The following is a 25,502-nucleotide window of genomic DNA, read 5'->3' on the forward strand; positions in this document are numbered from 1 at the left end:
CCTTTTCGCCTCCATTCTCTCTGTTAACATCTATTTGTTAGACGATACTTAATTGATGTTCTTTTTTCCACATAGCTGCATATTTGCCCTCCTTAGCGATAAGACTTTGATGTGACCCTTCTTCAACGATTTGTCCTCCATCCACAACTAATATATTGTCTGCATTTTTAATAATGGAAAGTGTATGGGCAATCATCACCACTGTTTTTTTCTTTTTCAAAAGATTTTTAATCGCTTCTTTTACAGCTAACTCATTTTCGATATCTAACGAAGCGGTCGCTTCATCTAATAAAAGTATAGGACTGTCCTTTAAAATGGCACGTGCAATGGATATACGCTGCCTTTCACCACCAGATAACTTATTACCATTTTCCCCAATGATTGTGTCATAGCCATACTCCAACTTCTCAATAAAATCATGGCAGTTGGCCTCTTTTGCAGCATTAATAATTTCTTGTTTTGTTGCTTCTGGCTTTGTATAGCGAATATTATTTAATATCGTGTCATTAAACAAAAAAGTATCTTGATCAACCATTGAAATTTTTTGCATTACTTTTTCAGTAGCGATCGATTGAATCGTTTGCTGACCAATTAAAATATCACCACGATTAGGCTCATAATATTTTGTGATTAAATTTAAAATAGTTGATTTTCCCGAACCCGATGGCCCGACAATTGCTACAAACTGGGAAGACCCAATTTCAAAATTAATATCACGCAATACAGGTTCTTCTTGGCTATAGGCGAAATTCACATTGTGAAAAGCTATACTATATTGTTCAGGTTCAAAAAAGGCATCACTTGATGGCTCTTCCTCTGCATCTAATACAGCTTCAATTTGACGTTTGGCAATCATAAAATTTTTATAAGAGGTAAGGTCAATAAAAAGTGTGCCAAACAATTTACATGTAAATAAAGGGCTGATGCTAATTAGAAAGAAGGAAGAAGCCTCTAGATTTCCTGCCAACCATTGATGACCTGCTAAATAAAGAACAATCGGTAAACTGAACCAACAGAGAATACTAAATATCGTACCAATTGGAATTACTTTGATCTCATATACATAACTAATATCACTATAGGCTTTCATAGAATCAGTTGTTGCTTTATTTTTAACACCACCTAAACCAAATGATCGTAGCGTTTGAATACCATTAATATACTCCACTACATCACTTGTATTTTTTGTCATAATATTTTTCTTCTCGTTCCCGTATTTTTTTACCATTAAAAAGGACAAGTAAAGTGATGGTAATAATAATAAGCCTGAACATAAAAGAACTATTCCAGCAGATATCGAATGCGTTGCAACGAAGCCAATTAACAGTAAGCTAAACGAAGTATTTTTTATAATATCACCAATTTTATGAGTCAAAATATTTTCATAATTATTAACACTTGTTGTCGTTGCATTAATGTACTCGCCAATTTGTGCCTTCGTAAAGGAGGAAAGTGGTATTTTTTTCATTTTATCGCCCAGCGACAAGCGAAGAATTCTACTCACTTGCGCACCACCAATTTGCCCTCTCGTATAACCAAATGCATAGACAATTAAGCGAATAACAAAAACAGCACCTAATAATAATATAGTTTGAGTTAACATGCTCATCGTTAATTGCTCTGTAATTAAGGCTTTGATCGTGTAGTATAAAACGATAAAATTAAAACCAGCTAGCATCCCTTCGATGACATTGAAAACAACAGAAAGATAAAAAGAAATATTTTTTCTAAATGCATGTTTTTTGTCCATACTAGATTCTCCTTCATCCATTAATTACGCCTTGGCGTAATTGTACCCGTCGCTACGTAGGTAATTTTCTTCCAAATATGTGACATCTGCTGAACCAAGATAAATATCTTACAATTCATACGTAATTTCTCTAGCTTTGCTATAATCCTGCCAAACTTTTTTATATGAAGGGCATTCTTCTAGCATATCTTGATGTGTTCCACACGCTTGAATTGTTTCATTTTCGACAATGGCCACTCGATCACAATGCTTAATCATTCCAAGACGATGTGCAATGATAATAACCGTTTTACCTACACAAAGCTCAGCAATGGCCTGATCAATTTCGGCTTGATTTTCTGGGTCGGCTGCGGATGTGGCTTCATCCAATATTAGTATAGGTGCATTTTTTAAAATGGCACGTGCAATCGCAATACGCTGCTTTTCACCACCAGAAAATCTAATGCCAAAGCTCCCTACCTTCGTATCATAACCATCTGGTAATGAAATGATAAAATCATCAATTTGGGCCTTTTTTGCTGCTTCTCTTACTTCATTAAGTGTGGCGCTAGAGCCCATACCAATATTTTCGAAAACGGTCCCACTCGTTAAAAATGTCTTTTGGAATACTATCGTTATATTTTTTAATAATTCCTCATACTCAATAGCCTTCACGTTTTGATTGCCGATTAACACTTCCCCTTGTTGAACATCATTAAAGCGTGAAATCAACTGGACAATTGTACTTTTCCCTGAACCTGAAGCACCGACAATAGCTATTTTTTCATTTTCAGCAATCGTTAGATTCACATTTTTTAAATGTTCTTTCTGCCCATCATAAGAGTAGTTAACATTTTTCAATTCAATAGTATAATTCTTTGGAAATGCTTGCCCTTGTTCAAAAACAGGTGTTTCTAAAAAAGTTACACATTTCTTTACAGCATTTAATACTTGTGCAAAGTTCATGCCTAATTCTTGTAGAGGGCGTAGTTCTGTTAAATACAATGAACCTACAAATGCAAAAAGAATAAAGACACTTCCTGTTAAGCTACCATTTAAGAACCACATGCCACCTATGGGCACCATTAGCAATAAACCGCACTCTATAATAATGATATAGCTCGCATATGGTGGGCCCATTTTCAAAGATATTTCTTTCCATGTCTTAAATTCATCATCTACAGCTTTAGCAAATTTTTGAAAAGATGAACTGCTCATGTTAAATGCCTTAATTAAACGCATGCCTTGAATATATTCGATAATGATTGCATTTAAATTAGCTATAGAACGTGCTGCACGATCCATCATTTGATTCGTACCACGAAACATGATGGCCATAACTGCTACTGCAATGATTAATGGAATAAACGAAATAAGCGCTAACGGTACATTTACCGTACATAAATAGATAAAGACAGCTATTGGACCACTCATATAAAAGACGAGCTCTGGTAAATGATGGGCTAAAAATAATTCTAATTTTTCGATTTCTTCATTTAATAATGTTTTAATTTCCCCTGTATTTCGTTCATTTAAAGAGCCTAATGGTACTTGTGCCATATGCTCTGTTACTTGACAACGCACTTTAAATAACGTTCGATAGGCTCCTTTATGCGAAAGAGTACCAGAAATAGCAAAGAGCCCAAATCGAACAATAATCGATGTAATCAAAAGTAATAAATTTTGAATTAATAAGGCTTCCGTTAAGGTATTGTGATAGACTTGCTCAATAATTTGATAAATAACGAAATAAGGTACAATTGTAGAAAGACCACTAATTAAAGAACATAAAACCGATAAATATAAATATTTTTTATCTTTTCCTGCCCAAGAAAGAAGCATGAAGATCGGATTTTTATTTTGTAGTGCTTTTTCCATTGTTATTCAGCCCCTTCCTACACAATCATCTGTGTAATTTTACATTGTACTTTACTCAGCAGCCGCTAACCTTGCTGTAGAGTGAAAGCATCAATTGTATACTGCTGATTTTCTTTATTCAGTATATAATCGTCTTGCTTCTTTCCATCTTCAAAACGAAGAATACGATGACAGCAGGTCGCTATAAATTCCAGGTCATGTGTTATAACAAAAACAATTTTATTAGCCTCCGCTAAACTTTTTAAAATACTTGCCACCTTTTGCATACTGTCATAATCTAGTCCACTTGTCGGTTCATCAAATACTAAAATTTCCTTTTCACTTATTAAACTAGCCGCTACTGCAAGCCTTTGTTTTTGTCCACCTGATAATGTATTAGGGTGTCGTTCTGTCAACTCTAATAAATCCATCTCCTCCAATACCTGTTGTACTAAATTTGAATCAGGATTTTTCACCCCAAAGACACATTCCTTTTCGACTGTTTCAGCAAATAACTGATAATTAACATCTTGCATCACCAGATAGGAGAGTTGTGCTTGTTTTTTCGAAGTTAGTTTTTGTTTATTAAAATAAATATTTCCAGATGTTATTTTATGTAGACCACATAGCGATCTAGCAAAGGTCGTTTTCCCTGCCCCATTATGTCCTGTGATGGCAATAATTTCGCCGCTTTTGGCTGCAAAGTGTATATTTTCCAGTATATTTCTCTTTTTATGTGAAATCGTAACATCCTTCACAACAAGTTCATGGACTTTATGTTTAGCAGGCTGCTGTCGATGTTGAAACTGTACATTGCTTAAATAAAGCGTGCGTAGCCCCAATTGTTCCAGCTGTTGATTCGAAAGCTGTAAAAATTCCTTTTGTGTATAAGTTGATACAATTTGTCCCTTATTTAACACAATGGCAGTATCAATTAAATCTCTTAAATAATAAAGTCGATGTTCAGATATAATAATCGTCTTACCTTGCCTTTTTAGTAAGGCAATCATATCCTTTAATTCTTCAATAGCAGCCGCATCTAAATTAGACGAAGGCTCATCTAGCACAAAAACATCTGGTGCAACAGCATAGACACTCGCAAAGGCAATCTTCTGCTTCTCACCACCTGATAAATGAAAAATATTACGACGACGAAGCTTTTCTAAACGAAGTTCCAATGTAATCTCTTGCATTCTTTCTTCCATCATTTCTTTTGGATATGCCATGTTTTCCATTCCAAATACAATCTCACTATCTGTATCAACGTTAAAAAACTGTGATCGTGGATTTTGAAAAACTGTCCCTACCTGTTCACTTAATTCATACATCTTTCTATTTTCTACAGGTAGATTATTTAACATCACTTGCCCTTTAAGTTGGCCGAAATAAAAATAAGGAATTAAACCGTTAATTGCTCTGATAATCGTTGTTTTCCCACAGCCACTTTTACCACATAATAAAATGCACTGTCCTCTTTTCACATGAAAATTTATATTTTCGATACCTTCACTTTTCTCATCTGTATAATGGAATGAATATTGCTCGATTTTCAACATATGAACAGCCCTCCAAATACAAAAAACGTCAATACAAAAACGACAATACTATCGCTTAGTTGAAAATGTACATGTTGAAAGCAAGAGCGCTCTTTCGGGTTTTCAATTCCCCTCGCTATACTTGCAGCAGATAATTCATCAGCAATTTTGGATGCTGCCATCATTAAAGGAACATATATGCATTCAACCGTTTGCATAGGTTTTGTTAGAAAGCCTATGATGGAGGGAGAAATGCCCCTTAATTTCATCGCATCCTTTATATAGCGCCAATCTTCCCCAATCATAGGAAAATAGCGTAACATGACGGCTAATGGAATAATTACTTTTTTTGAAAGTCGTAGTTTTCCTAAGGCCGTCATAAATTCATTGATTTTGGTAGTCCCAACTAGTAACCCTCCCATGACAACACATGGAAAAATTTTTCTAATAAACATAGCAAACGAGACAAACATTAGCTCCCATGTACCAGATAAAAATCTTTCACTTATAAAGTGAATACCTAGAATAAATCCATATCCTAGCATCATTTTTATTGAAAATGACAACATACCCATCAATAGACAAAGACTAAATATGATGACCATTAATAGCAGTTCGTATTGAAAAGAAGGTGACAAAAACACCGCAACATTCACTAACAGTAGCAGGTATATTTTTGTTCTTGGATCAAGCTTGACGGTGGAAACTTGCATATGCACATTGCTCTGCTCATACATATAAATCTTCTCCCTTAATCTTAAAGTTTCACCACTCTAGCTATGCCAGTACCCCAGATTTCTCAAACTGTTTTTTCAATAATTTTTTCCCTAAAAAACCACTAATGAGTGCGCAGAGCATTGTACCAATAATCATTGCTGGTAGCATCCAGTTTTGGGCCGTTGTTAGCATCGTATCCATATAAGCTTGTTCTGTTCCTTGACCTACTAAATACTCCTTATATGCTTGTTGATTGAACCATAGCATTATGTAAGACCCCATAGGATGAAGTGAAAAAACAATATAACTCATCATATTAATCGTATTATTTTTATACTTGCCAATTGATGCAATGAATTCGCCTAGCAAAGCTAGTACTATACATGCTAATGACCATAACCAGTACATCCCTGTTACGAACGTAATAATCGCTATCAATATCCCCAAAATTAGTATTGGACCAAATTTCGGTACTTTCGCTAGCATTAATAAATAAATAGGGCCCGTTAATAGGGCTGCACCCGCTGGCATTAAAAAAGTCAATACAGGGTTGGGTGCGAAAAAGGCTGACCCAATCATCATAAATATAAAGAAAAGCGCTGAGAAAATACCGACTGTTATTAAATCTTTCATCGTAAGCGTTTTTTGTTGCATCGTTTGTGTATACATATTTACATCACAATCCCTTTCTATTGTAATTTTTACTATAATTAGCATCTTTAATTGATAACGATTATCATTATCTATTATAATGAATAACAGTACATAAAAATATGCCCTCACTGTGTTTACGTCTAATCAAGGAAAAGGAATGTCTAATTGAGGGAAGGGGAAAGCAAATGACTTTACAACATTTTGAACCTCTATTATTAAAAAATGGATTTTCACAAGATGATCAGAAGAGTAAATATAACGCCATAGGAACTACTTTCACAATTGATCCAGCTTTAGGTAACGGGTATTATTGGATATATCATGCCAAAGATATGTTTTCTATTCTTATTCATGATTTTTATTTTTTTGAGGATCATCGATTAGAATTAACGATGCCTGAGCTACTAACAATCACATACTACGAATCTATTTCAGGCGAGGAGCTTCATCCTTATCAACCATTAAAGTCTGGCTATATAAGAAGCTATTGGAGCAAAGGTGAAAAATATAGTGCTATTATTCATAAAAATATTCCAGTACAATCAATTGGCATTGAGTTTACTGCTACATTTTGTGATCAATTTTTAGCATATAAATATGGTGAAAAATATGTGAATCCACGACAAGCGTTAACAACATTAAAAGCGACATCTACTTTTTCAGAGATGGTTATTCTCCTTCGACAAATAGCTGCTTATCGAGGTTCCGACCTAACTTCTGCCCTTTTTTATGAAGGAAAAGTATATGAAGCATTGGCTCTCATTATGGAACGAGCCCTTTCTGATAAAACATGTCATTGCTCACAAATTTCTAAAGAAGATATTCACCATATTGAGCATGTAGCCGCTCATATCGAAAATTACTATACGCTTCAACTAACATTAGATCATTTAACGAAAATTTCATGTATGGGTGCTACAAAATTAAAAAAGCTATTTAAAGAAGTGTATCATTGTACAATTACTGAATATATCCAAAAGCAACGAGTCCATCAGGCTGAGAAACTACTAGCTCATACAGAGCTTCCTATTAATGAGATTGCTCGGAAAGTAGGCTATCAAAGTGCCGGAAGGTTTTCAGAACTATTTAAACGTTATCTAGACCTCACACCTAAAGAATATAGACAGCAATTATCGAAAGGCTAAACGAATAGGAGGGTATAATTATTATAAAACTGGCTTTACTTTCAATTACAGATGTACACTTTGACATGTACCATTCGAAACTTACAGCTTTTATTTCCAATGAGAAAAAAAATAGACTTCAAAAATTTCACTATAAAGAAGACTACAAGCGAGGGCTATTAGGGGATATATTAGCTAGATATTTAATTTCAACAAATTTTAATATAGCCCCCTGTACTATTGAATTTGCTAATAATTCGTATGGCAAACCTTTTATTAAAAATTTACCAAATGCCTTTTTCAATGTTTCTCATTCAGGAAATTATGTTTTTTGTGGTGTCAGTAATACAGAAATTGGCGTTGACATTGAAAAGCATCATTTATTGGATCTCAATCTTGCCCAGCATATATTCTCCTCTGAGGAATATAAGGATCTCATCACGTTATCGGACAAGGATCAATTAGATTATTTTTTTAAGCTTTGGACATTAAAGGAAGCCTACATCAAATACTTAGGCATTGGCTTATCAACGCCACTTCAATCTTTTTCTTTTAAAATAATGGATGGCACTATTCATTTCCATGGTAACCATTGTGACATTCTTTCTTTTTTATCCACCCATCTCGAAGGACAATATTCGCTTGCTTGCTGCTCTACTGAAGCTATTGAAGCAAATGCTATTGAATTATTATCTTTACAGACTATCATCACCTCTTTCAACAATAAGATGGTTTATGAATCTTGAATGCAATCCGTGGGGGCTTTCATCTCCCACGGATTAATTGCTTTCACCAATCGGACTTGTACAGGTTCTAACCAACGCAAAAAACCTCCTAACAATAATTTGTTAGGAGGTAAAACGCTATTATCGAAATTGAATATCATTTTTCACATCATTATGATGAATTTTGATGTTAATTAATACTACCTGTTGGGTATAATGTCGTTCCTCCAATGGAGACTTTGATTTCATTAGACATTGGAACATTATATTCATCAATAACCGTTCTCCACCATTCCCAGGCAAGACCTGTACACTCTCTTGCATAAATTCTTATATTTTTTGAATTAGCAGGAAGTGGTATTACTGTAGAGAAATGAGCTGTTTTGTCCTTCCAATTTCCATCCCAAGTTTTATGGGTTAATACTTCATTTCCATTTTCATCATAGGAAAATTCGTCCCAGGCTACTTCAAATTGAGCAACATATGCACCATAATGATCAAGGATGATCTTTCCTTTAGAATATTCTGTAGATGTCGTCTCAATATAATCTGTATTATTATGAACAGCAGCAATTGAATGATCCTTTAAGAAAACACTTGTATACGAAATTGGATATGCTGGATTTTTAAGACTAAATTCTGCATTATCTTTAATTATTCCTCGAATATCATTAAAGTCCTTTGAGACAATTTGATTATGCTTTTGTGAATCTCCTCCTAATACTACAGCCGTAAAGGAGCTTTCTTCAAAAATATCCTTGTACTGTGCACTAGTTTCTACATTCGTATTGACATTCTTCAGTAAGGCTTTAAAAGCAGCTTGTACATCCTTGCTCTTAGAGCTTGTTTCTAATTTCACATAAATTGTTCTACCATAAGCTACATTTGATACCATAACGGGAGGAGCATCATTACTTACCCCTTTACGCGTTAATTCTTCAAAATGGACACTATCATCAAAAAGGTCTGATGGATTGTTAGGTAGTTCAGCACTTACGGTATAAAATATTTGTTTGTATGCTGCAACCATCACTTTTTTCTCGCCGTTCGCAATCGCATTAAAGTCAATCCCTAGTGAATTGTCAAGAACTTGAGCGTTAACATTCAGAGCACTCGCTATTTGAGATTTGCTATAAACCATAGATTCAGCATATTGTAGTCTTGCAGGTAAAGTATGTGTTGTGGAATATTTCTCACTCCAAGTAGATACTAACTCATCTACTGCCCCAGACACATTACCATATGTTGGATTATCCACCGTTATAGTATTTTCCCTTTTCATGCCAGGTAAATCAATGCTAATATTTAGAGGTTTTCTTTTAGCTACCAATAAACTAGGTTGATTGTCTACAAAAGCTCGGTTTGCAAGTTGTAATGCTCCTGGATATGTACGATTCGCCATAGAATCAATAATTGAAATATCCACTGGTGAAGTTGTAAGTGATTTTTTGTTACGTTCAACCACTATAAATTTATTATTTGAGTTAATACCTTCTTTTGGAACAAAGCTATCAACCTTGTCACCATTCACTGCTAATACTTCCTTGTTATTGTAGTTCAAGTTTGCTATACCTGTATCAATGTCAGATATGCTTTTTTCACTAGATGTATTCGTATCAAGTGTTTCAGCAAAAGAAATACTAGGATAATTTATGATACATAAACTAAGAGATAAACATAATAAAAACTTGATTACTTTTTGAATTCCCAAATAAATCCACTCCTTTTATAGGAAATTATACCATACAAAATTAATTTTCAAAAATAGTATTTTGGTTTCATTTTCAACTTGCTATCTAGTATGTACTAATGACTATTGTGTAACATTTGCTATGATATCCTAACTATTCCCTCTTAAGTAAGCTATATTGGTTTGAGCAACGAAAAAAGCCTCCTAACATTGTCGTTAGAAGGCAAAACTATGGGAATTCTATTTAGTTCTTATCATTCAATCAATCAAATGTAATTTTATTGACTGCATCACGGTCTAATTTTTTAATAACTTCTACCATTAATTTAACAGCGTTATCATAATCATCACGATGTAGGATACCTGCATGTGAATGGATGTAGCGTGTCGCAATACCGATGGATAGTGCTGGTACGCCATTTGCTGTTACGTGGATGGAGCCAGCGTCTGTCCCACCGCCAGCCATCGCTTCAAATTGATATGGAATATTGTGCTCATCTGCTACATCTAATACGAATTCACGTAAGCCACGGTGTGATACCATAGATGCATCATACACAACGATTTGTGGGCCAGCGCCCATCTTACTAGTTGATTCTTTAGCTGTAACACCTGGCGTGTCTCCTGCTACACCTACATCTACTGCAAATCCAATATCTGGTTGGATTTTATGTGTTGCTGTTTTAGCACCGCGAAGCCCCACTTCTTCTTGTACATTCCCTACTGAATAAAGAATGTTAGGATGCTTTTCATTTTGTAACGCTTTCATAACATCAATCGCAATAGCACAACCGATACGGTTATCCCAAGCTTTTGCTAATAGATACTTATCATTTTTCATAACATTAAATTCAAAGTATGGTGTTACCATATCGCCAGGACGCACGCCCCACTCAAGTACTTCATCTTTAGAAGCAGCACCAATATCAATAAACATATCTTTAATGTCTACTACTTTATTACGTACATCTGCAGGTAAAATATGAGGTGGTTTTGAACCAATAACCCCAATCACTTCATCACCCTTACGAGTAGTAATCGTTACACGCTGTGCAAGCATTACTTGACTCCACCAGCCGCCTACCGTTTGGAATTTAATAAAGCCTTTGTCATCGATTTGCGTTACCATGAAACCTACTTCATCTAAATGTCCTGCTACGACAATTTTAGGACCGTTTTCATCGCCTACTTTTTTAGCAATTACACTACCTAAGTTATCTGTTTCTACAGTGTCTGCATATGGTGCAATGTATTTTTTCATGACCTCACGAGGTGCACGCTCATTACCTGCAATACCATTCGCATCTGTTAAATCTTTAAACATTTGTAATGTTGAATCTAGTTGTGTCATCCTTTTGCCTCCTACTTCTCGTATCTACTTTATTATACTTCGTTTACCGAAATATTCCTAGCTTAATCGTCTGAAAATTAGTGTATTTCTTACTTTAATATCCTGAACGCTGACGCTGGTAATTTTCTTGGTTTTTCTCAATATAAGCGCCAACCACGTCCTCAAATGTAAAACTGAGGTTATACGCGAGTACCCCGTAGCATTGCCAAATGGCTAAGTAGCGCTCCTTGGTAGGTTGCTGAATAAATGTTAAAATAGCACTTTGTGTCTCTAAAAAAATGGCTGTTAAATCTCGATTTTCTTCTACCACAGGCCACTTTTCAATCGATGTATAGCCCTTTAATAAGCCAAGCGATAAGATAAAGTGAATAGAATCCACATATTCTTCTAAAATAACCTCACGTGCTGAAGGCCCCTTTGTGCTCCAAAACTTAAAGCAGCGCGTTTCATTCGCAAGCTCTGCTAACTCTACCATTAAGGCTAAGCCCTTTTCCTGAAACACATCTTGCTGAATATTTTGTGTTTGCTCGATAAAATCATCCAGCTCTTGTTGCATTGTAAACAATTGTTGTAAATTCATTTTTATCTCCTAAATTTCTAAAAAAATATTTTAAATAAAATGAAACTATTTGACCTCTCTAATCGTATAGGAAAGAATAACCTTTCTTCAAGGGGGAAAATTTAAAAATGTTGCCGTTACTAATTCGACTTGCTGTGATAGCGCTTATTATCTATGTATTTTATAAAGCGATTCGTTATATAACCGATCCTAAACGCAAACTTGATGAAGCCTATGAAAAAGGCCAATATTATTTTTACGATGACGTTAAAAATGTGCGAAAGAATTTCTTCATTTCCTATAAGGGTGCTCTTTTTGAAGGTGAAAAATACCTAGGCACGACAGAGGATGCTTTCGAGGTTGTGACTATTTTTGTCGGTGCGCGTGACGCTGCGACGCTGCAAGGCCTCTCCAAAAGCGACTTTGAATATTTACAGCAGGAAATTTTATTGAACTATCCAAACGCAAAAATTAATTGGAAGCAGCCCATTGAACAGCTTATGCGGAACACATCCCCATCATGAGGATGTGTTTTTAATTCATGTCAATTATGACCACAATTGTACAATGATAAAAATTTGAATGGCTGCTAATAGTGGAAAACCAAATGCAAAACGATTGTGGCGTGTTTTATGGCGGAATAAATACATACCTAGCACGCCACCTCCTGCCCCTCCTGCTATGGCAAGCGTAAACAACGTGCGCTCCGCAATACGCCATTCATGTTTTTTAGCACGCGATTTATCCATACCCATTAAAATGAGCAGCACAATCGATACAATGCTCATATACGCTAATAATGCTTGTCCCATTTCTTACTCCTTTATCTAGAAAACGTTATACTACTAATCTAACACAAAAAAGACTGATGGAAAAATCCATCAGTCTTTTTTAACACCTGTCGCTTATGCTTTCGGTGCAGAAAATTCCTATTTTGCACCTGCCGCTGCGCTTTCGGTGCAGAAATAATAGTTGACTACGTCAACTATTATTTCGCTACTGCTTTTTTAGCAGCGTCTGCTAGTTGAGTGAATGCTGCAGCATCTGTTACAGCAAGGTCAGCTAACATTTTACGGTTAACTTCGATACCAGCAACTTTTAAACCGTGCATTAAACGGCTGTAAGAAAGACCGTTCATACGAGCAGCTGCATTGATACGAGTGATCCATAATTTACGGAAATCACGTTTTTTCTGACGACGGTCACGGTATGCATATTGACCTGACTTCATTACCGCTTGGTTAGCAACTTTATATAATGTATGTTTTGAACCATAGTAACCTTTAGCTAATTTTAATACTTTTTTACGACGTTTGCGCGTCACTGTTCCGCCTTTTACGCGTGGCATATGAATTACCTCCTGCTTTTCATTTAAAAATGAATGTTAGTATTTTTGTAGTCAATTATTTCATGTAAACAAGTAAAGATTTGATGCGTTTGAAGTCACCAGATGAAACGATGTTTGCTTTACGTAAGTGACGTTTTTGTTTCGTAGATTTGTTTGCGAATAAGTGGCTTCCATAAGCACGGTCATATTTTAATTTACCTGAACCCGTTTTTTTGAAACGTTTCGCAGCTCCACGGTGAGTTTTCATTTTTGGCATGTCGAATTCCTCCTAAACTGTTCGTCTAATATTATTTCTCGTTCTTTGGTTGAAGAACTAAGAACATGCTTCGGCCTTCCATCTTCGGTTTTTGTTCTACCGTTGATACTTCAGCACAAGCTTCAGCAAAACGATCTAACACACGTTGACCAATGTCTTTATGTGTAATCGCACGACCTTTGAAACGTAAGCTACATTTTACTTTATCGCCTTTTTCAAGGAATTTAATCGCATTACGTAACTTCGTTTGGAAATCATGCTCATCGATTGATGGGCTCAAACGAACCTCTTTCATGACGATGACCTTTTGATTTTTACGAATTTCACGGTCTTTCTTTTGCTGTTCAAACTTAAATTTACCATAGTCCATGATACGAGCGACTGGCGGCTTGGCTTGAGGGGCCACAAGGACAAGATCCAAGTTTACACGAGTGGCGATTTCTAGCGCTTCATTACGTGTCTTTACACCAAGCTGGTCACCATTGTGATCGATTAATCGAAGTTCACGTGCGCGAATGCCTTCGTTTACATACATGTCTTTGCTAATAGTAATCCACCTCCAAGTAGTTGTCGCGAATACATGGTTTGGGCAAAGTCTTGCCCGGTTGAACGGTACATCCTCTTGTCATGTCCATAAAAAAAGGACGGACATTTTTGAAGATGTCCGCCCGCTATATGTGCATGCGCAAGTCTACGCAAAACAATTCAACGTGTCATACCTGTTCACAGCCTTTAAAGCGTTGTATCAGGTGAGAAGCGGGCAGCCTCTACTTCAACCACAAACTTTGTATTCATTAACCTTAACTATATTAGCATGTATATGATAAGCTGTCAAATGTTTATTTTCTTATCACTACTAGCTTAGCCTAAATGCAAATGTTCTATACAAAAACAAGATTCATTTTACACAGAAACCCTCACTTTGGCAAGCGTACTTTATTATGAAAGCTTATTTTGTAATTTCGGCTTTTATAGTTGCTAGGAAATCCTCAAAGCTAATTGTTTCGGAATCTTTTGAGCCATAGCGTCGAACATTTACGCCATTTGCCTCTACTTCCTTGTCACCAATTACTAGCATATACGGAATCTTTTTCATTTGTGCTTCACGGATTTTATAGCCTAATTTCTCTTCACGATCATCCATTTCCACACGCAAGCCAGCTGCTGTTAATTGCTCTTCAATTTGTTTTGCATAGTCGAAGTGTGCTTCATTCGATACTGGAATAACTTCTACTTGTACTGGTGCTAACCAAGTTGGGAATGCCCCTTTGTATTCTTCAATTAAGAAGGCAACGAAACGTTCCATTGTTGATACAACTCCACGGTGAATAACAACTGGACGGTGTGGTTTTCCATCTTCCCCAACATACGTTAAGTCAAATCGCTCTGGTAATAAGAAGTCTAATTGAACTGTAGATAAAGTTTCTTCTTTACCAATCGCTGTTTTTACTTGAACGTCAAGTTTAGGACCATAGAATGCCGCTTCACCTTCTGCTTCGAAGTAATCTAAGCCAAGCTCATCCATTGCTTCTTTTAACATGCTTTGTGCTCTTTCCCACATTGCATCATCATCGAAGTATTTTTCAGTATCTGCTGGGTCGCGATAAGATAAACGGAATGAGTAATCATTTAAATCGAAATCTTTATAAACCTCTAAAATTAACTGTACTACTTTTTGGAACTCCGCTTTAATTTGATCTGGACGAACAAAAATATGTGCATCGTTTAAAGTCATTCCTCGTACACGTTGTAAACCTGAAACCGCTCCTGACATTTCATAACGGTGCATTGTACCAAGCTCTGCAATACGTAATGGTAGGTTACGATAAGAATGCATGCTGTTTTTGTATACCATCATATGGTGAGGACAGTTCATCGGACGCATAATTAATGTCTCGTTATCCATCTCCATTGGTGGGAAAATAGAATCTTGATAATGATCCCAGTGACCCGAAGTTTGATAAAGCTCTTTCGAACCTAGTACAGGTGTATAAACATGTTTATAACCTAGTGATAATTCTTTATCGACAATATAACGTTCAATAACACGACGGATTGTTGCACCATTTGGTAACCAAAGTGGTAAACCTTGACCTACTTTTTGAGAAGTTGTAAACAGTTCTAACTCTTTTCCGATTTTACGGTGATCACGTTCTTTTGCTTCTTCTAGCATTTGTAGGTGATGTTTTAATTCTTCTTTTTTGAAGAACGCTGTACCATAAATACGTTGTAGCATTTTGTTATCAGAGTTCCCTCTCCAATATGCACCTGCTAATGATAACAGCTTGAATTCACGTAGTTTCCCAGTTGATGGTACGTGAATACCACGGCAAAGATCGAAAAACTCGCCTTGATAATAAATAGATACTTGCTCATCTGCTGGAATGGCCTCAAGTAATTCTAATTTGTATTCATCGCCAATCTCCTCATAGATTGCTTGTGCTTCGGCACGGCTTACATTTTTACGTTCTACCTCTAGGTTTTCAGCAATAATTTTTTTCATTTCTTTTTCAATTGTTGGCAAATCTTCAGCAGTAATTGGTGTTGGTGAGTCAATATCATAGTAGAAACCACCTTCAATGACTGGGCCAATACCAAGCTTCACATCTGGGAATAGACGTTTAATAGCTTGTGCTGTTAAATGGGCAGTAGAGTGACGTAAAATTTCAAGTGCTTCCACATCATCTTGTGTAATAATCGCAATTGTTGCATCCTCTTCAATTGGTGCTTTTAAATCTACTAACACACCATTGATTTTACCGGCATAAGCTTTTTTACGTAAGCCAGGGCTAATAGATAATGCTACATCATCAGTTGATGTACCTTTTGCAAATTCCTTTACAGCGCCATCTGGGAAAGTTAATTTAATCATTTCTGACATATTCTTTGCACTCCTTCATTTTGTTGAATACATAATGCTTGATGATTAGCTTGAGTCATTGTTTGTGTGACTTCGGCTTGAATTGAGCGGGGTCCTACTCGGTTAGAGTGGAGACATTACTTTCATGAGCTACTTCTTTCCTTTTATGAGCGGAGCCACCATTTCACACAACGATTTCAATGAAATCTGAGACAAATAAAAAAGCCCCGTCCCTACGAAAGGGACGAAGCGTATGCTCGTGGTTCCACCCTTCTTCCTTCCGACTTATCCAAAGTCAGACGAAGCTCAAGGCTAGCTAACGGGCTAGGGACCGGCGAAAGATTATCCCTTTCGCTGCTCAGTAGGTAGTAAATGATGTGCTCACACTAGGAAGTTTTCAGCCAATGACTTCCCTCTCTATAAGCCGATACACAAAATTCATGTCCTCATCAATGCATATTGATATTAAGTATATGAGTCAGTATACGCTCGATTGTCGAAAAATGCAACTATCAATGCTATGTTACATTCTACGATTATTACCTCGCATTTCAATGGGCTCAGTCAAGGCTTTTATTCGTTCCATAATACGTCCTGCCTTTACAACCTCGATATCACCTTTTTGTGACTGTGCTAAATGATGCTCTAATTCATCGTAATTAAAATTAGATGTAATAAACGTTGGCAATTGCTCTGCCATACGATAATGGAAAATAGTTCCTAATATTTCATCTCGTGTCCAAGCCGTCATCGTTTCTGCGCCTAAATCATCTAGCATTAAAACAGGAGCTTTTTTTATATAATCAATTTTCTCGTTCAAGGTATTGTCGCCAATGGCGTTTTTCATTTCTCGTAAAAACTCTGGAACAAAAACCACAACAGAGCGAATTTTAGTGGACGCTAATTCATTAGCTAGTGCTCCAAGTACAAAAGATTTCCCTACACCAAATTTACCGTATAAGTAAAAACCTTTTGAAGGTAATTGACCTGTTTCTTTTGTCATTTTTACAAATTGAGCTGCCTTTTGTGCAATTGTCACACGTGATTCATCATCAATACTTAAATCTTGAATAGTTGCTTGAAGCACGTCTTTTGGCATGTGCATACTGGCAATCATATTCGCAACATCTCGACGTTCTTCTTCTCTGATTTTTTGCTCACAGCGTACATAGTCCATTTCAATAGAATTCCGTACTACCCTTAATGTAGGAAGGAAGCCTTTTAAATAGTTTGTACAATGTTCCGTATTGTCACAGCCACAGCACTCAGTAGATTGACTAATAAACTCATGAAGCTTAGGTAAATTTCGCTCTATATTGTCATAGTTTAATTCATCTGCATGCTGAGCTAGAAATTCCTGCACACGTGGATGTTCTAAAATTTCACGTCGCATTGCTTCATAGCGTTCTTGAAACGAGGGTACATTAATTGCTCGTTTTAATGGTCCATTTATAGGTTCGATAGTTGTTCACCTTCTTTACTATTCACTTTTTCCTAGCATCTCTAATATTTTCTGTCGCTCTTTTTCAAAATCTATTGTGCTAGAAGTAGATTCCTCTTGTTTTTCATTCCGTTTATAGAACCATTCAGGCACTTTTTCTTCACGTTGCTGTCCTGAACGTCTTTTGTTTTGCTGATTCGTTTTACTTGTAGTCTGTGGCTTATTTTTCCAAGCCGTATATTTATCATGCTCTTGACGTGCAAGCTCCATAGCTTCCTTGGCTGTTTGAACATTTTTACGTACCCAGTGATCCGCAATCGTTTCCACATATTTTTTTGGCAGCTTCATATCTGTCGTTAGCATAACGTATTCTAACAAAGCATTGACCACTCCAATAGGCATACCATGCTGAACGATTAAATTTTCCGCTAGCTGGACAGAAGTTTGCAAAGGCTCTTTTCCATTATTAATATCACGTAACACTTGTACAGGTGCTGTCGTTTCTAAATAGTGTTGGAGCTCTTGATCCTTCGTTTTTTGCCCTGCTTCTGCTGCTGGTAATGGTTCAGTTACCCGTGCTAATTTTGGCGGCTCCTTTGACACGGTTAATTTATAAAAATCAGCAGCAGCCTTACGTAAACGTTCCTGGGAAATTCCTAAATCATCATCCAAAGCAAGAATCACAACTTTTTGCATATCAAGGGCCGTTAAATGATATAAAAACGCCAGTTTTGCTATCGCTTCACGTACTTCTAATGTCAGCAAATTGGAAGGTACCAATTGCTCTGACAAACCTGCTTGTAATAGCTCAAAATCAAATTGCTCCAAATAAAAAGGATATACTTTCGGTTGTTTATCCTTATGACTCGTATCTACTTGTATATCTGCTGGAATATTAGCGTGAACAGGCTTAAAGACATCAATAAAGGCACGGGACACATCCTTAAGCTCCGTATCCTTTATTGGTGACATAAAGCGCTGACGTAAATTTCGATAGGCCTGTTCGCCAATTTTGCTAAACAAAAACATCGACAGCAACGGGTCTTTCATAAAGCTATCTGCATCTAGTGGGCGCTGTAGCTCATATAAAAAACTACGCTCACCAGCATTTTCCTTTTTCCATGTACGCAGCAAACCAATTGCCTCTAGTGCAATACGAGCTTCAAACACTTTACCAATGGGCAATCCAAGCACATTCATTAAATAATAATGTGTCATTTGTTGTTTTGGCATTTGCTCTGCTTCCGCCCATAATGTTAAATAAAGGCTGATTGGCTCTGAACCCGTTAATGGTTGATAAAATAATGTAACTAATTGACGCTCCTGTGTAGAAAATGCATGAGGTAGACGAATGTCGAAAGGATCGCCAGGCTGCAATTCCTTATATAAATGAATCAACGTCATTCATCCTCTCTGTTTGCTATAATTTCTTCTCCGTCTGACGTTGAATAATGTCCTTTATTTCCTCAATAAAGACATTGATATCTTTAAACTGACGGTAAACCGATGCAAAACGCACATAAGCGACCTCATCGATTTTGGCTAGGCGGTCCATTACCATTTCACCAACATCTTCTGAACGTACTTCTGAATTTCCAATACGGCGAAGATCCTTTTCAATTGACAGGACAAGCTCCTCCAGTACATCAAGCGCCACTGGACGTTTTTCACAAGCACGAATAAGCCCACGAAGTACCTTCTCACGGCTAAACTCCTCTCGTGAACCTTCCTTTTTCACTACAACTAATGGTGTTTCTTCAATCTTTTCAAACGTTGTAAAACGGAAGCCACATGACTCACATTCACGACGTCTACGAATTTCTTTGTTATCATCTACTGGCCTCGAATCCACAACACGCGTTCCGTTAAATTGGCAAGATGGACATCTCATATAATTACTCTCCTGATTTACAACATTTTAATATTTCTATTATAACAAATTTCCTACATGTAAGAAAAGTGCATTCATGTTTGTGTGCTCATGATAAACCTAAAGAACCTAAAGCACAAGGAAAGTTTCTCCAAAAAAAGAGCACATTGAAACCATGTCGATTTCAATGTGCTCTCTATAAAAAATTATTACGCGTTTACTGTCTCTAAAGCATTCGCCACTTTTTTCACAAGGTCTACAACACGTGCAGAGTAGCCCCACTCGTTGTCATACCAAGCAAGTACTTTCACTTTGCGATTGCCTAAAACCATTGTAGAAAGTCCATCAACTGTTGAAGAGTAAGTAGTTGTATTGTAATCAGCAGATACTAATGGTTCTACTGAGAAGTTGAGAATGCCCTTCATTGGCCCCTCTGTTGCAGCTTTTACGAATGCTGCATTGACAGAGTCAACTGTGACATCCGTATTTAAATCTACTACAAGGTCTACTAAAGATACGTTTGGTGTAGGAACGCGAAGTGCCATACCATGAATTTTACCTTCTAATTCAGGTAAAACTAATTTCAATGCTTTTGCAGCACCTGTAGATGTTGGAATAATAGATTGTGCGCAGCCGCGTGCACGACGTAAATCTTTATGTGGATTGTCTAAGTTCTTTTGGTCGTTTGTATATGCATGAACCGTTGTCATTAAGCCATTTTCAATGCCAAATGTGTCATTCAATACTTTTGCAACTGGCGCTAAGCAGTTTGTTGTACAAGAAGCATTTGAAATAACATCATGTTTCGCAATATCGAGTTTGTCATCATTTACACCTAAAACAATTGTGACATCTTCGTTTTTACCAGGTGCTGTTAGGATTACTTTTTTTGCCCCAGCCTCTAAGTGCATAGCTGCTTTATCACGCTCATTAAATTTACCAGTAGCTTCAATAACAATATCTACACCCATTTCAGCCCAAGGTAATTTTAATGGATCACGTTCACTAATAATTTGAACACGTTTACCATTTACAACTAAAGCATCGCCTGCTGGTTCTACCGTACCCTCAAATGTTCCGTGATTTGTGTCATACTTAATCAAATGTGCTAACGTTTCTGCTGGATAGCTTGCATTAATTGCAACGATGTTTAAACCTTGTTGTACGATAGCCTGGCGGAAAACCATACGTCCGATACGCCCGAAACCATTAATAGCAATTGATACTGTCATTTATAATATCCTCCCGTGAGTACAAACTCAAATTAATTAATTATATACTTTATGGTGATTAGTATAACACAATTTTAAAAAAGATGAACATTATATATTGAGAATATAAAAGTTCTTATTTTCTGAAAAATTATTCTTTATTATGGCATTTTCCCATAAAAAAATGCGCAGCAAGATTGGCTTGCTACGCACCTGATTGACCAATTAAATAACACTCCAATAGCGCAGGATTTTTATTAATTGTTCCTCTGTGTTTTCTATATTCTCATTATTGTAAATGACCGCATGTGCACCTTTTTCTTTGACAGACATCGGTAGCTGCGAGTGCATACGCGCCAATGCATCCTCTTTCGATAAATGATTGCGTTCCATTAAGCGACGGAGCTGAACTTCTTCACTGACTGATACCACAATGATACGCTCTACAAAATGCTGCAGCTTACTTTCAAATAACAATGGAATGTCCATTACCACATGCTCATGTCCTGCCTCTAAATAGGCATCGCGCTGACGTAGCATTTCTTTGCGAATAGCTGGATGCATAATATCATTTAATATTTTGCGCTTAGCAGGCTCATGGAAAATGATATCCCCAAGCATTGTTCGATTTAAATGGCCATCCTCAAGCAAAATGGCTTGTCCGAAGCTTTCAGCAATGAATGCTAAAGTCTCTGTTCCTGGTTCTACAACATCTCGTGCTACAACATCTGCATCGACAATCGGTAACCCCAGTTCGATCATCATTTTTGCTACTGTACTTTTTCCGCTTGCAATACTCCCTGTAAGTCCGATAATCATCGTTAAATCCCCTTTAATGTTGACAATTTGGGCAATAAACTGAGGTACGCCCACCAATCGTCATTTGACTTGTTGCCATTTCACATACTGGACATAGCTTTTTCCCATACATTTGCAGTCGATTTTGCATACTCCCAGCTTCCCCATTAATATTTCGATAGTCGGATATCGTTGAACCGCCTGCTTCAATGCTTTGACGTAGGACAGTAACAATTTCCTTGAATAATGCCCGCTTCCGCTTTTCACTGATGCGGTTCATTTTGCGTGCTGGGTGAATTTTCTGAGCAAACAATGCCTCTGTAGCATAAATATTGCCACAGCCCGATATGACTTGCCCATCCATAATCACTTCTTTTACCGCCTTATTTTCATATTTCGGTAATTTAGATTTTGCTATAAAAAAGTCACATGCATGCTCATCAAATGGCTCTGGGGCCATTTTTGTTAATGGCGCATGATCTTCAATTTTTGTTAGAAAGCGAAGTTCGCCAAAGCGGCGAATATCCGAATAAATCAAGTATCCTCCATCAGCCATTTTAAATGTGGCATGAATATGCTTTTGGAATTTTGCCTCATGGATTTCTTCTGGTGAATTGACAACAAACCAGGCACCTGTCATGCCTAAATGACTGACAAGGACATATGGAACATCATCCCTCAGCAAATGAAAGAAAATGTATTTCGCTCGTCGTTCAATTTTGGTAATGGTCATCTGGGACATCGTTATTTCAAAAGCATCAGGCTCTGCTTGTTTTACAATACATTGTTTCCCTTCACTAAAAGAGAAATGTACTCTTTCAGATAGTTGAACCTGTTGAATGGTGCGTCCTTCAATCTTTGGTTTCAATGCCTGGACGACACCTTCCACCTCTGGTAATTCAGGCATTTGAATCCCTCCTTATTTTGCCTCGTACCATGTCGAGCCATGGTTAAAATCTACTTTGAGCGGTACTGAAAGCTCAATAGCATTTTCCATTACCTCTGGTACAATTTTTTCTAGCAATGCAATTTCTTCCTGAGGTGCTTCAAAGATCAATTCATCATGCACTTGAAGAAGTAGCTTTGCCTGCATTTTTTCTTTTTTCAATCGAGCATCCATATCGATCATCGCTTTTTTTATAATATCCGCAGCACTTCCCTGAATCGGCGTATTCATCGCAGTACGCTCTGCAAAGCTTCTTAAATTAAAGTTGGAGCTTGTAATGTCTGGTAAATAGCGACGTCTATTTAAAATCGTTGTGACATAACCATTAAATTTCGCATTTTGCACAATATCATCCATATACTGTTTCACACCGGGGAAACTTGCGAAATACTTTTCAATAAACGTGGCTGCTTCCTTACGTGTAATATCTAAGTTTTGTGAAAGGCCATAATCACTAATACCATAGACAATACCAAAGTTAACAGCCTTCGCTGCACGACGCATATTGCTATCAACCTCTTCTTCGGCTACATGGAATACATCCATAGCAGTACGTGTATGAACATCCATCCCTTCACGGAAGGCCTCTACAAGGTTTTTATCTTCCGACATATGTGCAAGCACTCGCAATTCAATTTGTGAGTAGTCAGCAGAAAACAGAATCCACCCCTCTTTTGATGGGACAAATGCTTGACGGATTTTGCGACCCTCTTCTAAACGAATCGGGATATTCTGCAAATTTGGATCAGTGGAGCTTAAACGCCCTGTCGCCGTTAATGCTTGTTGGAAGCGTGTATGGACCTTGCTATCTGATTCATGGATTTCCTTTAATAAGCCTTCAATATATGTGGATTGTAATTTTCCAAGCTGGCGATACAACAGAATATGTTTGATGATAGCATGCTCTGACTGTAATTTTTCCAGTACATCAGCCGCTGTTGAATAGCCCGTTTTGGTCTTTTTAATGACAGGTAACCCTAGCTTATCGAATAAAATAACACCTAATTGTTTAGGGGAATTAATATTAAAGGTTTCTCCAGCTTCCGCATAAATTTCTTGCTCAATCACTATCAGCTTATCATTAAGCTCTTGACCCATTTTCTCTAACGTAGCACGGTTAACAGTAATCCCTTCACTTTCCATCTCGCCCAAAATCCCTGCCAATGGTAGCTCTAGGTTTTTATAAAGTTCAAATTGTTCATTCTCTTTTAATAAGGTTGCTAACTTTGGCTGTAATGACCACACAGCAAAGGCTTTACGGCTAACATGCTGTGCAAGTTGATCCATGTCAGGAATTGCACGCTTAGCTCCCTTTCCATAAACCGTCTCATCTGCTTGAACATCATAGTAACCTAATTCCTTCGCAAGTGTTGCTACATCATCCCCGCTTAATCCAGGATTATTAATATAAGAGGCTAGTAGCAGATCAAAGTCAACGCCTGCCAATTGAATACCTACTCGCTTTAATGCCGCTTGAGCTGCCTTTGAATCGGACATATACTTTATTTTTGTGGCATCTTCTAGCCAGCGACGGAGCGCATCCGATTTTGCTGCAATATCAAATGGAATATATTGCGTCTTTGTTCCATCTGACAACGCAATTCCTAGTAGCTGACAAGTGTGATAATGCTCATTTTCCAGTTCAACATGGACAGCCATTACATCTAGTAAATCCTCTGGTTGCACTTCTTCGGCTAGTACATAATCGAAAGGTGCTTGCTCTTCTTCCTGCATTGTAAAATCACTTTTATCAAGGAGTGATTTAAAGCCAAGCTCACGCCAGACATTGATTAATTCTTCTTCATTTGGTCCGTTATAGGCGAGGTCAGCAAGTGAAATCGTAATAGGGGCTTCTGTATAGATCGTTGCCAGCTTCTTACTCATGATAGCCTGCTCTTCATTAGCCACCAGCTTTTCCTTCATTTTAGAAGCTTTCAATGTATCCATCGCCTCATAAAGTGCCTCAACGGAGCCATGCTCTTTCAATAATTTAACAGCGGTCTTTTCACCAACACCTGGCACACCAGGAATATTATCGGAGGCATCCCCCATTAAACCTTTCATATCGATAATTTGTAGCGGTGATAAACCGTATTTTTCTGCAATAAAGGCAGGTGTATTTTTCTCAATTTCTGTTATGCCTTTTTTCGTAATATAAACGGTTACTTGCTCTGTCGCCAGCTGCGTTAAATCGCGGTCTCCCGTTACGATGATGACATCCATATCTTGTGACGAAGCCTCTTTAGCAAGCGTCCCAATAATATCATCCGCTTCATATAATTCTTGCTCATATTGCTTAATACCATAGGCATCTATAAGCTTTCGTAAATAAGGGAACTGCTCTGATAGTTCTGGTGGTGTCTTTTGTCGCCCACCTTTATATTCCGTGAAAGTTTCATGGCGAAACGTAGTTTTTCCTGCATCAAAGGCCACCAATATTTTCGTTGGCTGTTCTTCCTCTAATATTCTTTGTAGCATTGTTGTAAAGCCGTATACAGCATTAGTATGAATACCACTATCATTCGTTAACAATGGCAACGCAAAAAACGCGCGATACGCTAAACTATTACCGTCCAATAATAGTAATTTTTCTTTGGTCATGATTTTATCCTCCTGCGTTGTCTTCTACTTCCCTCTACTTTATCATAACAATGCATTTCAAGTAAAAAAAGCAGACGGTCATCCGCAAGATTATCCGCTACCTTCGAGGTGCTAACCGTCACTTTCGGCACGCTATCCATCACATTTGTGGTTTTATCCATCACTTCTGCATCTCGATCCATAGCAAAAAGCCAACCGCTCAATGCGATTGGCTTTATTAATACATCATC

24 protein-coding genes are annotated in these 25,502 nt (G+C 37.2%); 3 read left to right on the forward strand and 21 right to left on the reverse strand.

Features of this window, described 5'->3' with window-relative positions; genetic code table 11:
• Nucleotides 1-37: 37 nt before the first annotated feature.
• The 5 genes from MKY46_RS16790 to MKY46_RS16810 form a co-directional block, all read right to left on the reverse strand.
• A complete protein-coding gene (locus MKY46_RS16790; RefSeq protein ID WP_036121611.1) occupies nt 38-1,750 on the reverse strand; it encodes an ABC transporter ATP-binding protein in 1,713 nt (570 codons plus the stop codon).
• 108 nt (nt 1,751-1,858) lie between these two features.
• Complete coding sequence (locus MKY46_RS16795) at nt 1,859-3,607, reverse strand: ABC transporter ATP-binding protein (protein WP_036121614.1); 1,749 nt, start codon at nt 3,605-3,607, stop codon at nt 1,859-1,861.
• 65 nt (nt 3,608-3,672) lie between these two features.
• Nucleotides 3,673-5,142 (reverse strand): ABC transporter ATP-binding protein, encoded by a 1,470-nt coding sequence (locus MKY46_RS16800; RefSeq protein ID WP_036121617.1) that lies wholly within the window; start codon nt 5,140-5,142, stop codon nt 3,673-3,675.
• Complete coding sequence (locus tag MKY46_RS16805; RefSeq protein WP_051891635.1) at nt 5,136-5,858, reverse strand: energy-coupling factor transporter transmembrane component T; 723 nt, start codon at nt 5,856-5,858, stop codon at nt 5,136-5,138. Before MKY46_RS16805 ends, MKY46_RS16800 begins: the two co-directional genes overlap by 7 nt.
• Nucleotides 5,859-5,898: 40 nt before the next feature.
• Complete coding sequence (locus MKY46_RS16810; RefSeq protein WP_051891637.1) at nt 5,899-6,507, reverse strand: MptD family putative ECF transporter S component; 609 nt, start codon at nt 6,505-6,507, stop codon at nt 5,899-5,901.
• A 170-nt stretch (nt 6,508-6,677) separates the two neighbouring features.
• Here MKY46_RS16810 and MKY46_RS16815 point away from each other — a divergent pair, with 170 nt between their 5' ends.
• On the forward strand, nt 6,678-7,637 hold the full coding sequence (locus MKY46_RS16815) for a helix-turn-helix transcriptional regulator (RefSeq protein ID WP_036121620.1): 960 nt from the start codon (nt 6,678-6,680) through the stop codon (nt 7,635-7,637).
• 65 nt (nt 7,638-7,702) lie between these two features.
• A complete protein-coding gene (locus MKY46_RS16820; RefSeq protein WP_051891636.1) occupies nt 7,703-8,362 on the forward strand; it encodes a 4'-phosphopantetheinyl transferase family protein in 660 nt (219 codons plus the stop codon).
• A gap of 169 nt (nt 8,363-8,531) precedes the next feature.
• Here MKY46_RS16820 and MKY46_RS16825 read toward each other — a convergent pair whose 3' ends face one another.
• The 3 genes from MKY46_RS16825 to MKY46_RS16835 all read right to left on the reverse strand — a co-directional run bounded on the left by MKY46_RS16825 (nt 8,532) and on the right by MKY46_RS16835 (nt 11,962).
• Nucleotides 8,532-10,052 (reverse strand): thiol-activated cytolysin family protein, encoded by a 1,521-nt coding sequence (locus MKY46_RS16825; RefSeq protein WP_283778155.1) that lies wholly within the window; start codon nt 10,050-10,052, stop codon nt 8,532-8,534.
• Nucleotides 10,053-10,293: 241 nt separating this feature from the next.
• Nucleotides 10,294-11,382, reverse strand: coding sequence for a M42 family metallopeptidase (locus tag MKY46_RS16830; protein ID WP_036121625.1), 1,089 nt, complete (start codon nt 11,380-11,382; stop codon nt 10,294-10,296).
• 94 nt (nt 11,383-11,476) lie between these two features.
• Entirely contained in the window at nt 11,477-11,962 is a 486-nt protein-coding gene (locus MKY46_RS16835; protein ID WP_036121628.1) for a dUTP diphosphatase, read from the reverse strand.
• A 107-nt stretch (nt 11,963-12,069) separates the two neighbouring features.
• On the opposite strand from MKY46_RS16835, the gene MKY46_RS16840 reads away from it, so the two are divergent.
• Nucleotides 12,070-12,465: a hypothetical protein gene (locus MKY46_RS16840; RefSeq protein WP_036121631.1), complete on the forward strand. Its 396-nt coding sequence runs from the start codon at nt 12,070-12,072 to the stop codon at nt 12,463-12,465.
• Nucleotides 12,466-12,489: 24 nt separating this feature from the next.
• On the opposite strand, the gene MKY46_RS16845 is transcribed toward MKY46_RS16840, so the two are convergent.
• From MKY46_RS16845 to MKY46_RS16905, 13 genes are all read right to left on the reverse strand, one after another.
• Complete coding sequence (locus tag MKY46_RS16845) at nt 12,490-12,753, reverse strand: DUF1294 domain-containing protein (protein ID WP_058843380.1); 264 nt, start codon at nt 12,751-12,753, stop codon at nt 12,490-12,492.
• 176 nt (nt 12,754-12,929) lie between these two features.
• Nucleotides 12,930-13,289: a 50S ribosomal protein L20 gene (rplT, locus tag MKY46_RS16850; RefSeq protein WP_004226314.1), complete on the reverse strand. Its 360-nt coding sequence runs from the start codon at nt 13,287-13,289 to the stop codon at nt 12,930-12,932.
• 55 nt (nt 13,290-13,344) lie between these two features.
• Nucleotides 13,345-13,545: a 50S ribosomal protein L35 gene (gene rpmI, locus MKY46_RS16855; protein WP_004226312.1), complete on the reverse strand. Its 201-nt coding sequence runs from the start codon at nt 13,543-13,545 to the stop codon at nt 13,345-13,347.
• A gap of 31 nt (nt 13,546-13,576) precedes the next feature.
• The gene (gene infC, locus MKY46_RS16860; protein ID WP_025114499.1) at nt 13,577-14,080 is read right to left on the reverse strand and encodes a translation initiation factor IF-3; all 504 of its coding nucleotides are present in this window, start codon (nt 14,078-14,080) and stop codon (nt 13,577-13,579) included.
• 414 nt (nt 14,081-14,494) lie between these two features.
• On the reverse strand, nt 14,495-16,426 hold the full coding sequence (gene thrS, locus MKY46_RS16865; protein WP_036118963.1) for a threonine--tRNA ligase: 1,932 nt from the start codon (nt 16,424-16,426) through the stop codon (nt 14,495-14,497).
• A 502-nt stretch (nt 16,427-16,928) separates the two neighbouring features.
• Nucleotides 16,929-17,858 carry a primosomal protein DnaI gene (dnaI, locus tag MKY46_RS16870; RefSeq protein WP_255358782.1) on the reverse strand — a complete coding sequence of 310 codons (930 nt, stop codon included), beginning with the start codon at nt 17,856-17,858 and terminating at the stop codon, nt 16,929-16,931.
• Nucleotides 17,859-17,885: 27 nt separating this feature from the next.
• On the reverse strand, nt 17,886-19,250 hold the full coding sequence (locus MKY46_RS16875) for a replication initiation and membrane attachment family protein (protein ID WP_036118960.1): 1,365 nt from the start codon (nt 19,248-19,250) through the stop codon (nt 17,886-17,888).
• Between the two features lie 16 nt (nt 19,251-19,266).
• A complete protein-coding gene (nrdR, locus tag MKY46_RS16880) occupies nt 19,267-19,737 on the reverse strand; it encodes a transcriptional regulator NrdR (RefSeq protein WP_036118958.1) in 471 nt (156 codons plus the stop codon).
• Between the two features lie 188 nt (nt 19,738-19,925).
• On the reverse strand, nt 19,926-20,948 hold the full coding sequence (locus MKY46_RS16885) for a glyceraldehyde-3-phosphate dehydrogenase (RefSeq protein ID WP_036118955.1): 1,023 nt from the start codon (nt 20,946-20,948) through the stop codon (nt 19,926-19,928).
• 204 nt (nt 20,949-21,152) lie between these two features.
• The gene (gene coaE, locus MKY46_RS16890; RefSeq protein ID WP_036118953.1) at nt 21,153-21,746 is read right to left on the reverse strand and encodes a dephospho-CoA kinase; all 594 of its coding nucleotides are present in this window, start codon (nt 21,744-21,746) and stop codon (nt 21,153-21,155) included.
• Nucleotides 21,747-21,759: 13 nt separating this feature from the next.
• Nucleotides 21,760-22,632, reverse strand: a complete 873-nt coding sequence (gene mutM / locus MKY46_RS16895) for a bifunctional DNA-formamidopyrimidine glycosylase/DNA-(apurinic or apyrimidinic site) lyase (protein WP_036118952.1) — start codon at nt 22,630-22,632, stop codon at nt 21,760-21,762.
• Nucleotides 22,633-22,644: 12 nt separating this feature from the next.
• A complete protein-coding gene (gene polA / locus MKY46_RS16900; RefSeq protein WP_036118950.1) occupies nt 22,645-25,272 on the reverse strand; it encodes a DNA polymerase I in 2,628 nt (875 codons plus the stop codon).
• On the reverse strand, nt 25,269-25,454 hold the full coding sequence (locus MKY46_RS16905) for a hypothetical protein (RefSeq protein ID WP_036118948.1): 186 nt from the start codon (nt 25,452-25,454) through the stop codon (nt 25,269-25,271). The genes polA and MKY46_RS16905 overlap by 4 nt, the downstream gene beginning before the upstream one ends.
• Between the last annotated feature and the right edge of the window lie 48 nt (nt 25,455-25,502).

Source organism: Lysinibacillus sp. FSL M8-0355 (assembly GCF_038008985.1).
Classification (GTDB): Bacteria; Bacillota; Bacilli; order Bacillales_A; family Planococcaceae; genus Lysinibacillus; species Lysinibacillus fusiformis_D.

Coding starts and splice junctions, on each gene's coding strand:
- MKY46_RS16905 (WP_036118948.1), bottom strand. CDS start 25,454: ATGGATCGAGATGCAGAAGTGATGGATAAAACCACAAATGTGATGGAT.
- infC (WP_025114499.1), bottom strand. CDS start 14,080: ATGTATGTAAACGAAGGCATTCGCGCACGTGAACTTCGATTAATCGAT.
- MKY46_RS16810 (WP_051891637.1), bottom strand. CDS start 6,507: ATGTATACACAAACGATGCAACAAAAAACGCTTACGATGAAAGATTTA.
- rplT (WP_004226314.1), bottom strand. CDS start 13,289: ATGCCACGCGTAAAAGGCGGAACAGTGACGCGCAAACGTCGTAAAAAA.
- rpmI (WP_004226312.1), bottom strand. CDS start 13,545: ATGCCAAAAATGAAAACTCACCGTGGAGCTGCGAAACGTTTCAAAAAA.
- MKY46_RS16800 (WP_036121617.1), bottom strand. CDS start 5,142: ATGTTGAAAATCGAGCAATATTCATTCCATTATACAGATGAGAAAAGT.
- mutM (WP_036118952.1), bottom strand. CDS start 22,632: ATGCCTGAATTACCAGAGGTGGAAGGTGTCGTCCAGGCATTGAAACCA.
- MKY46_RS16840 (WP_036121631.1), top strand. CDS start 12,070: ATGTTGCCGTTACTAATTCGACTTGCTGTGATAGCGCTTATTATCTAT.
- thrS (WP_036118963.1), bottom strand. CDS start 16,426: ATGTCAGAAATGATTAAATTAACTTTCCCAGATGGCGCTGTAAAGGAA.
- MKY46_RS16845 (WP_058843380.1), bottom strand. CDS start 12,753: ATGGGACAAGCATTATTAGCGTATATGAGCATTGTATCGATTGTGCTG.
- polA (WP_036118950.1), bottom strand. CDS start 25,272: ATGACCAAAGAAAAATTACTATTATTGGACGGTAATAGTTTAGCGTAT.
- MKY46_RS16835 (WP_036121628.1), bottom strand. CDS start 11,962: ATGAATTTACAACAATTGTTTACAATGCAACAAGAGCTGGATGATTTT.
- MKY46_RS16815 (WP_036121620.1), top strand. CDS start 6,678: ATGACTTTACAACATTTTGAACCTCTATTATTAAAAAATGGATTTTCA.
- MKY46_RS16790 (WP_036121611.1), bottom strand. CDS start 1,750: ATGGACAAAAAACATGCATTTAGAAAAAATATTTCTTTTTATCTTTCT.
- MKY46_RS16795 (WP_036121614.1), bottom strand. CDS start 3,607: ATGGAAAAAGCACTACAAAATAAAAATCCGATCTTCATGCTTCTTTCT.
- coaE (WP_036118953.1), bottom strand. CDS start 21,746: ATGATTATCGGACTTACAGGGAGTATTGCAAGCGGAAAAAGTACAGTA.
- MKY46_RS16830 (WP_036121625.1), bottom strand. CDS start 11,382: ATGACACAACTAGATTCAACATTACAAATGTTTAAAGATTTAACAGAT.
- MKY46_RS16875 (WP_036118960.1), bottom strand. CDS start 19,250: ATGACGTTGATTCATTTATATAAGGAATTGCAGCCTGGCGATCCTTTC.
- MKY46_RS16885 (WP_036118955.1), bottom strand. CDS start 20,948: ATGACAGTATCAATTGCTATTAATGGTTTCGGGCGTATCGGACGTATG.
- MKY46_RS16820 (WP_051891636.1), top strand. CDS start 7,703: ATGTACCATTCGAAACTTACAGCTTTTATTTCCAATGAGAAAAAAAAT.
- nrdR (WP_036118958.1), bottom strand. CDS start 19,737: ATGAGATGTCCATCTTGCCAATTTAACGGAACGCGTGTTGTGGATTCG.
- MKY46_RS16805 (WP_051891635.1), bottom strand. CDS start 5,858: ATGTATGAGCAGAGCAATGTGCATATGCAAGTTTCCACCGTCAAGCTT.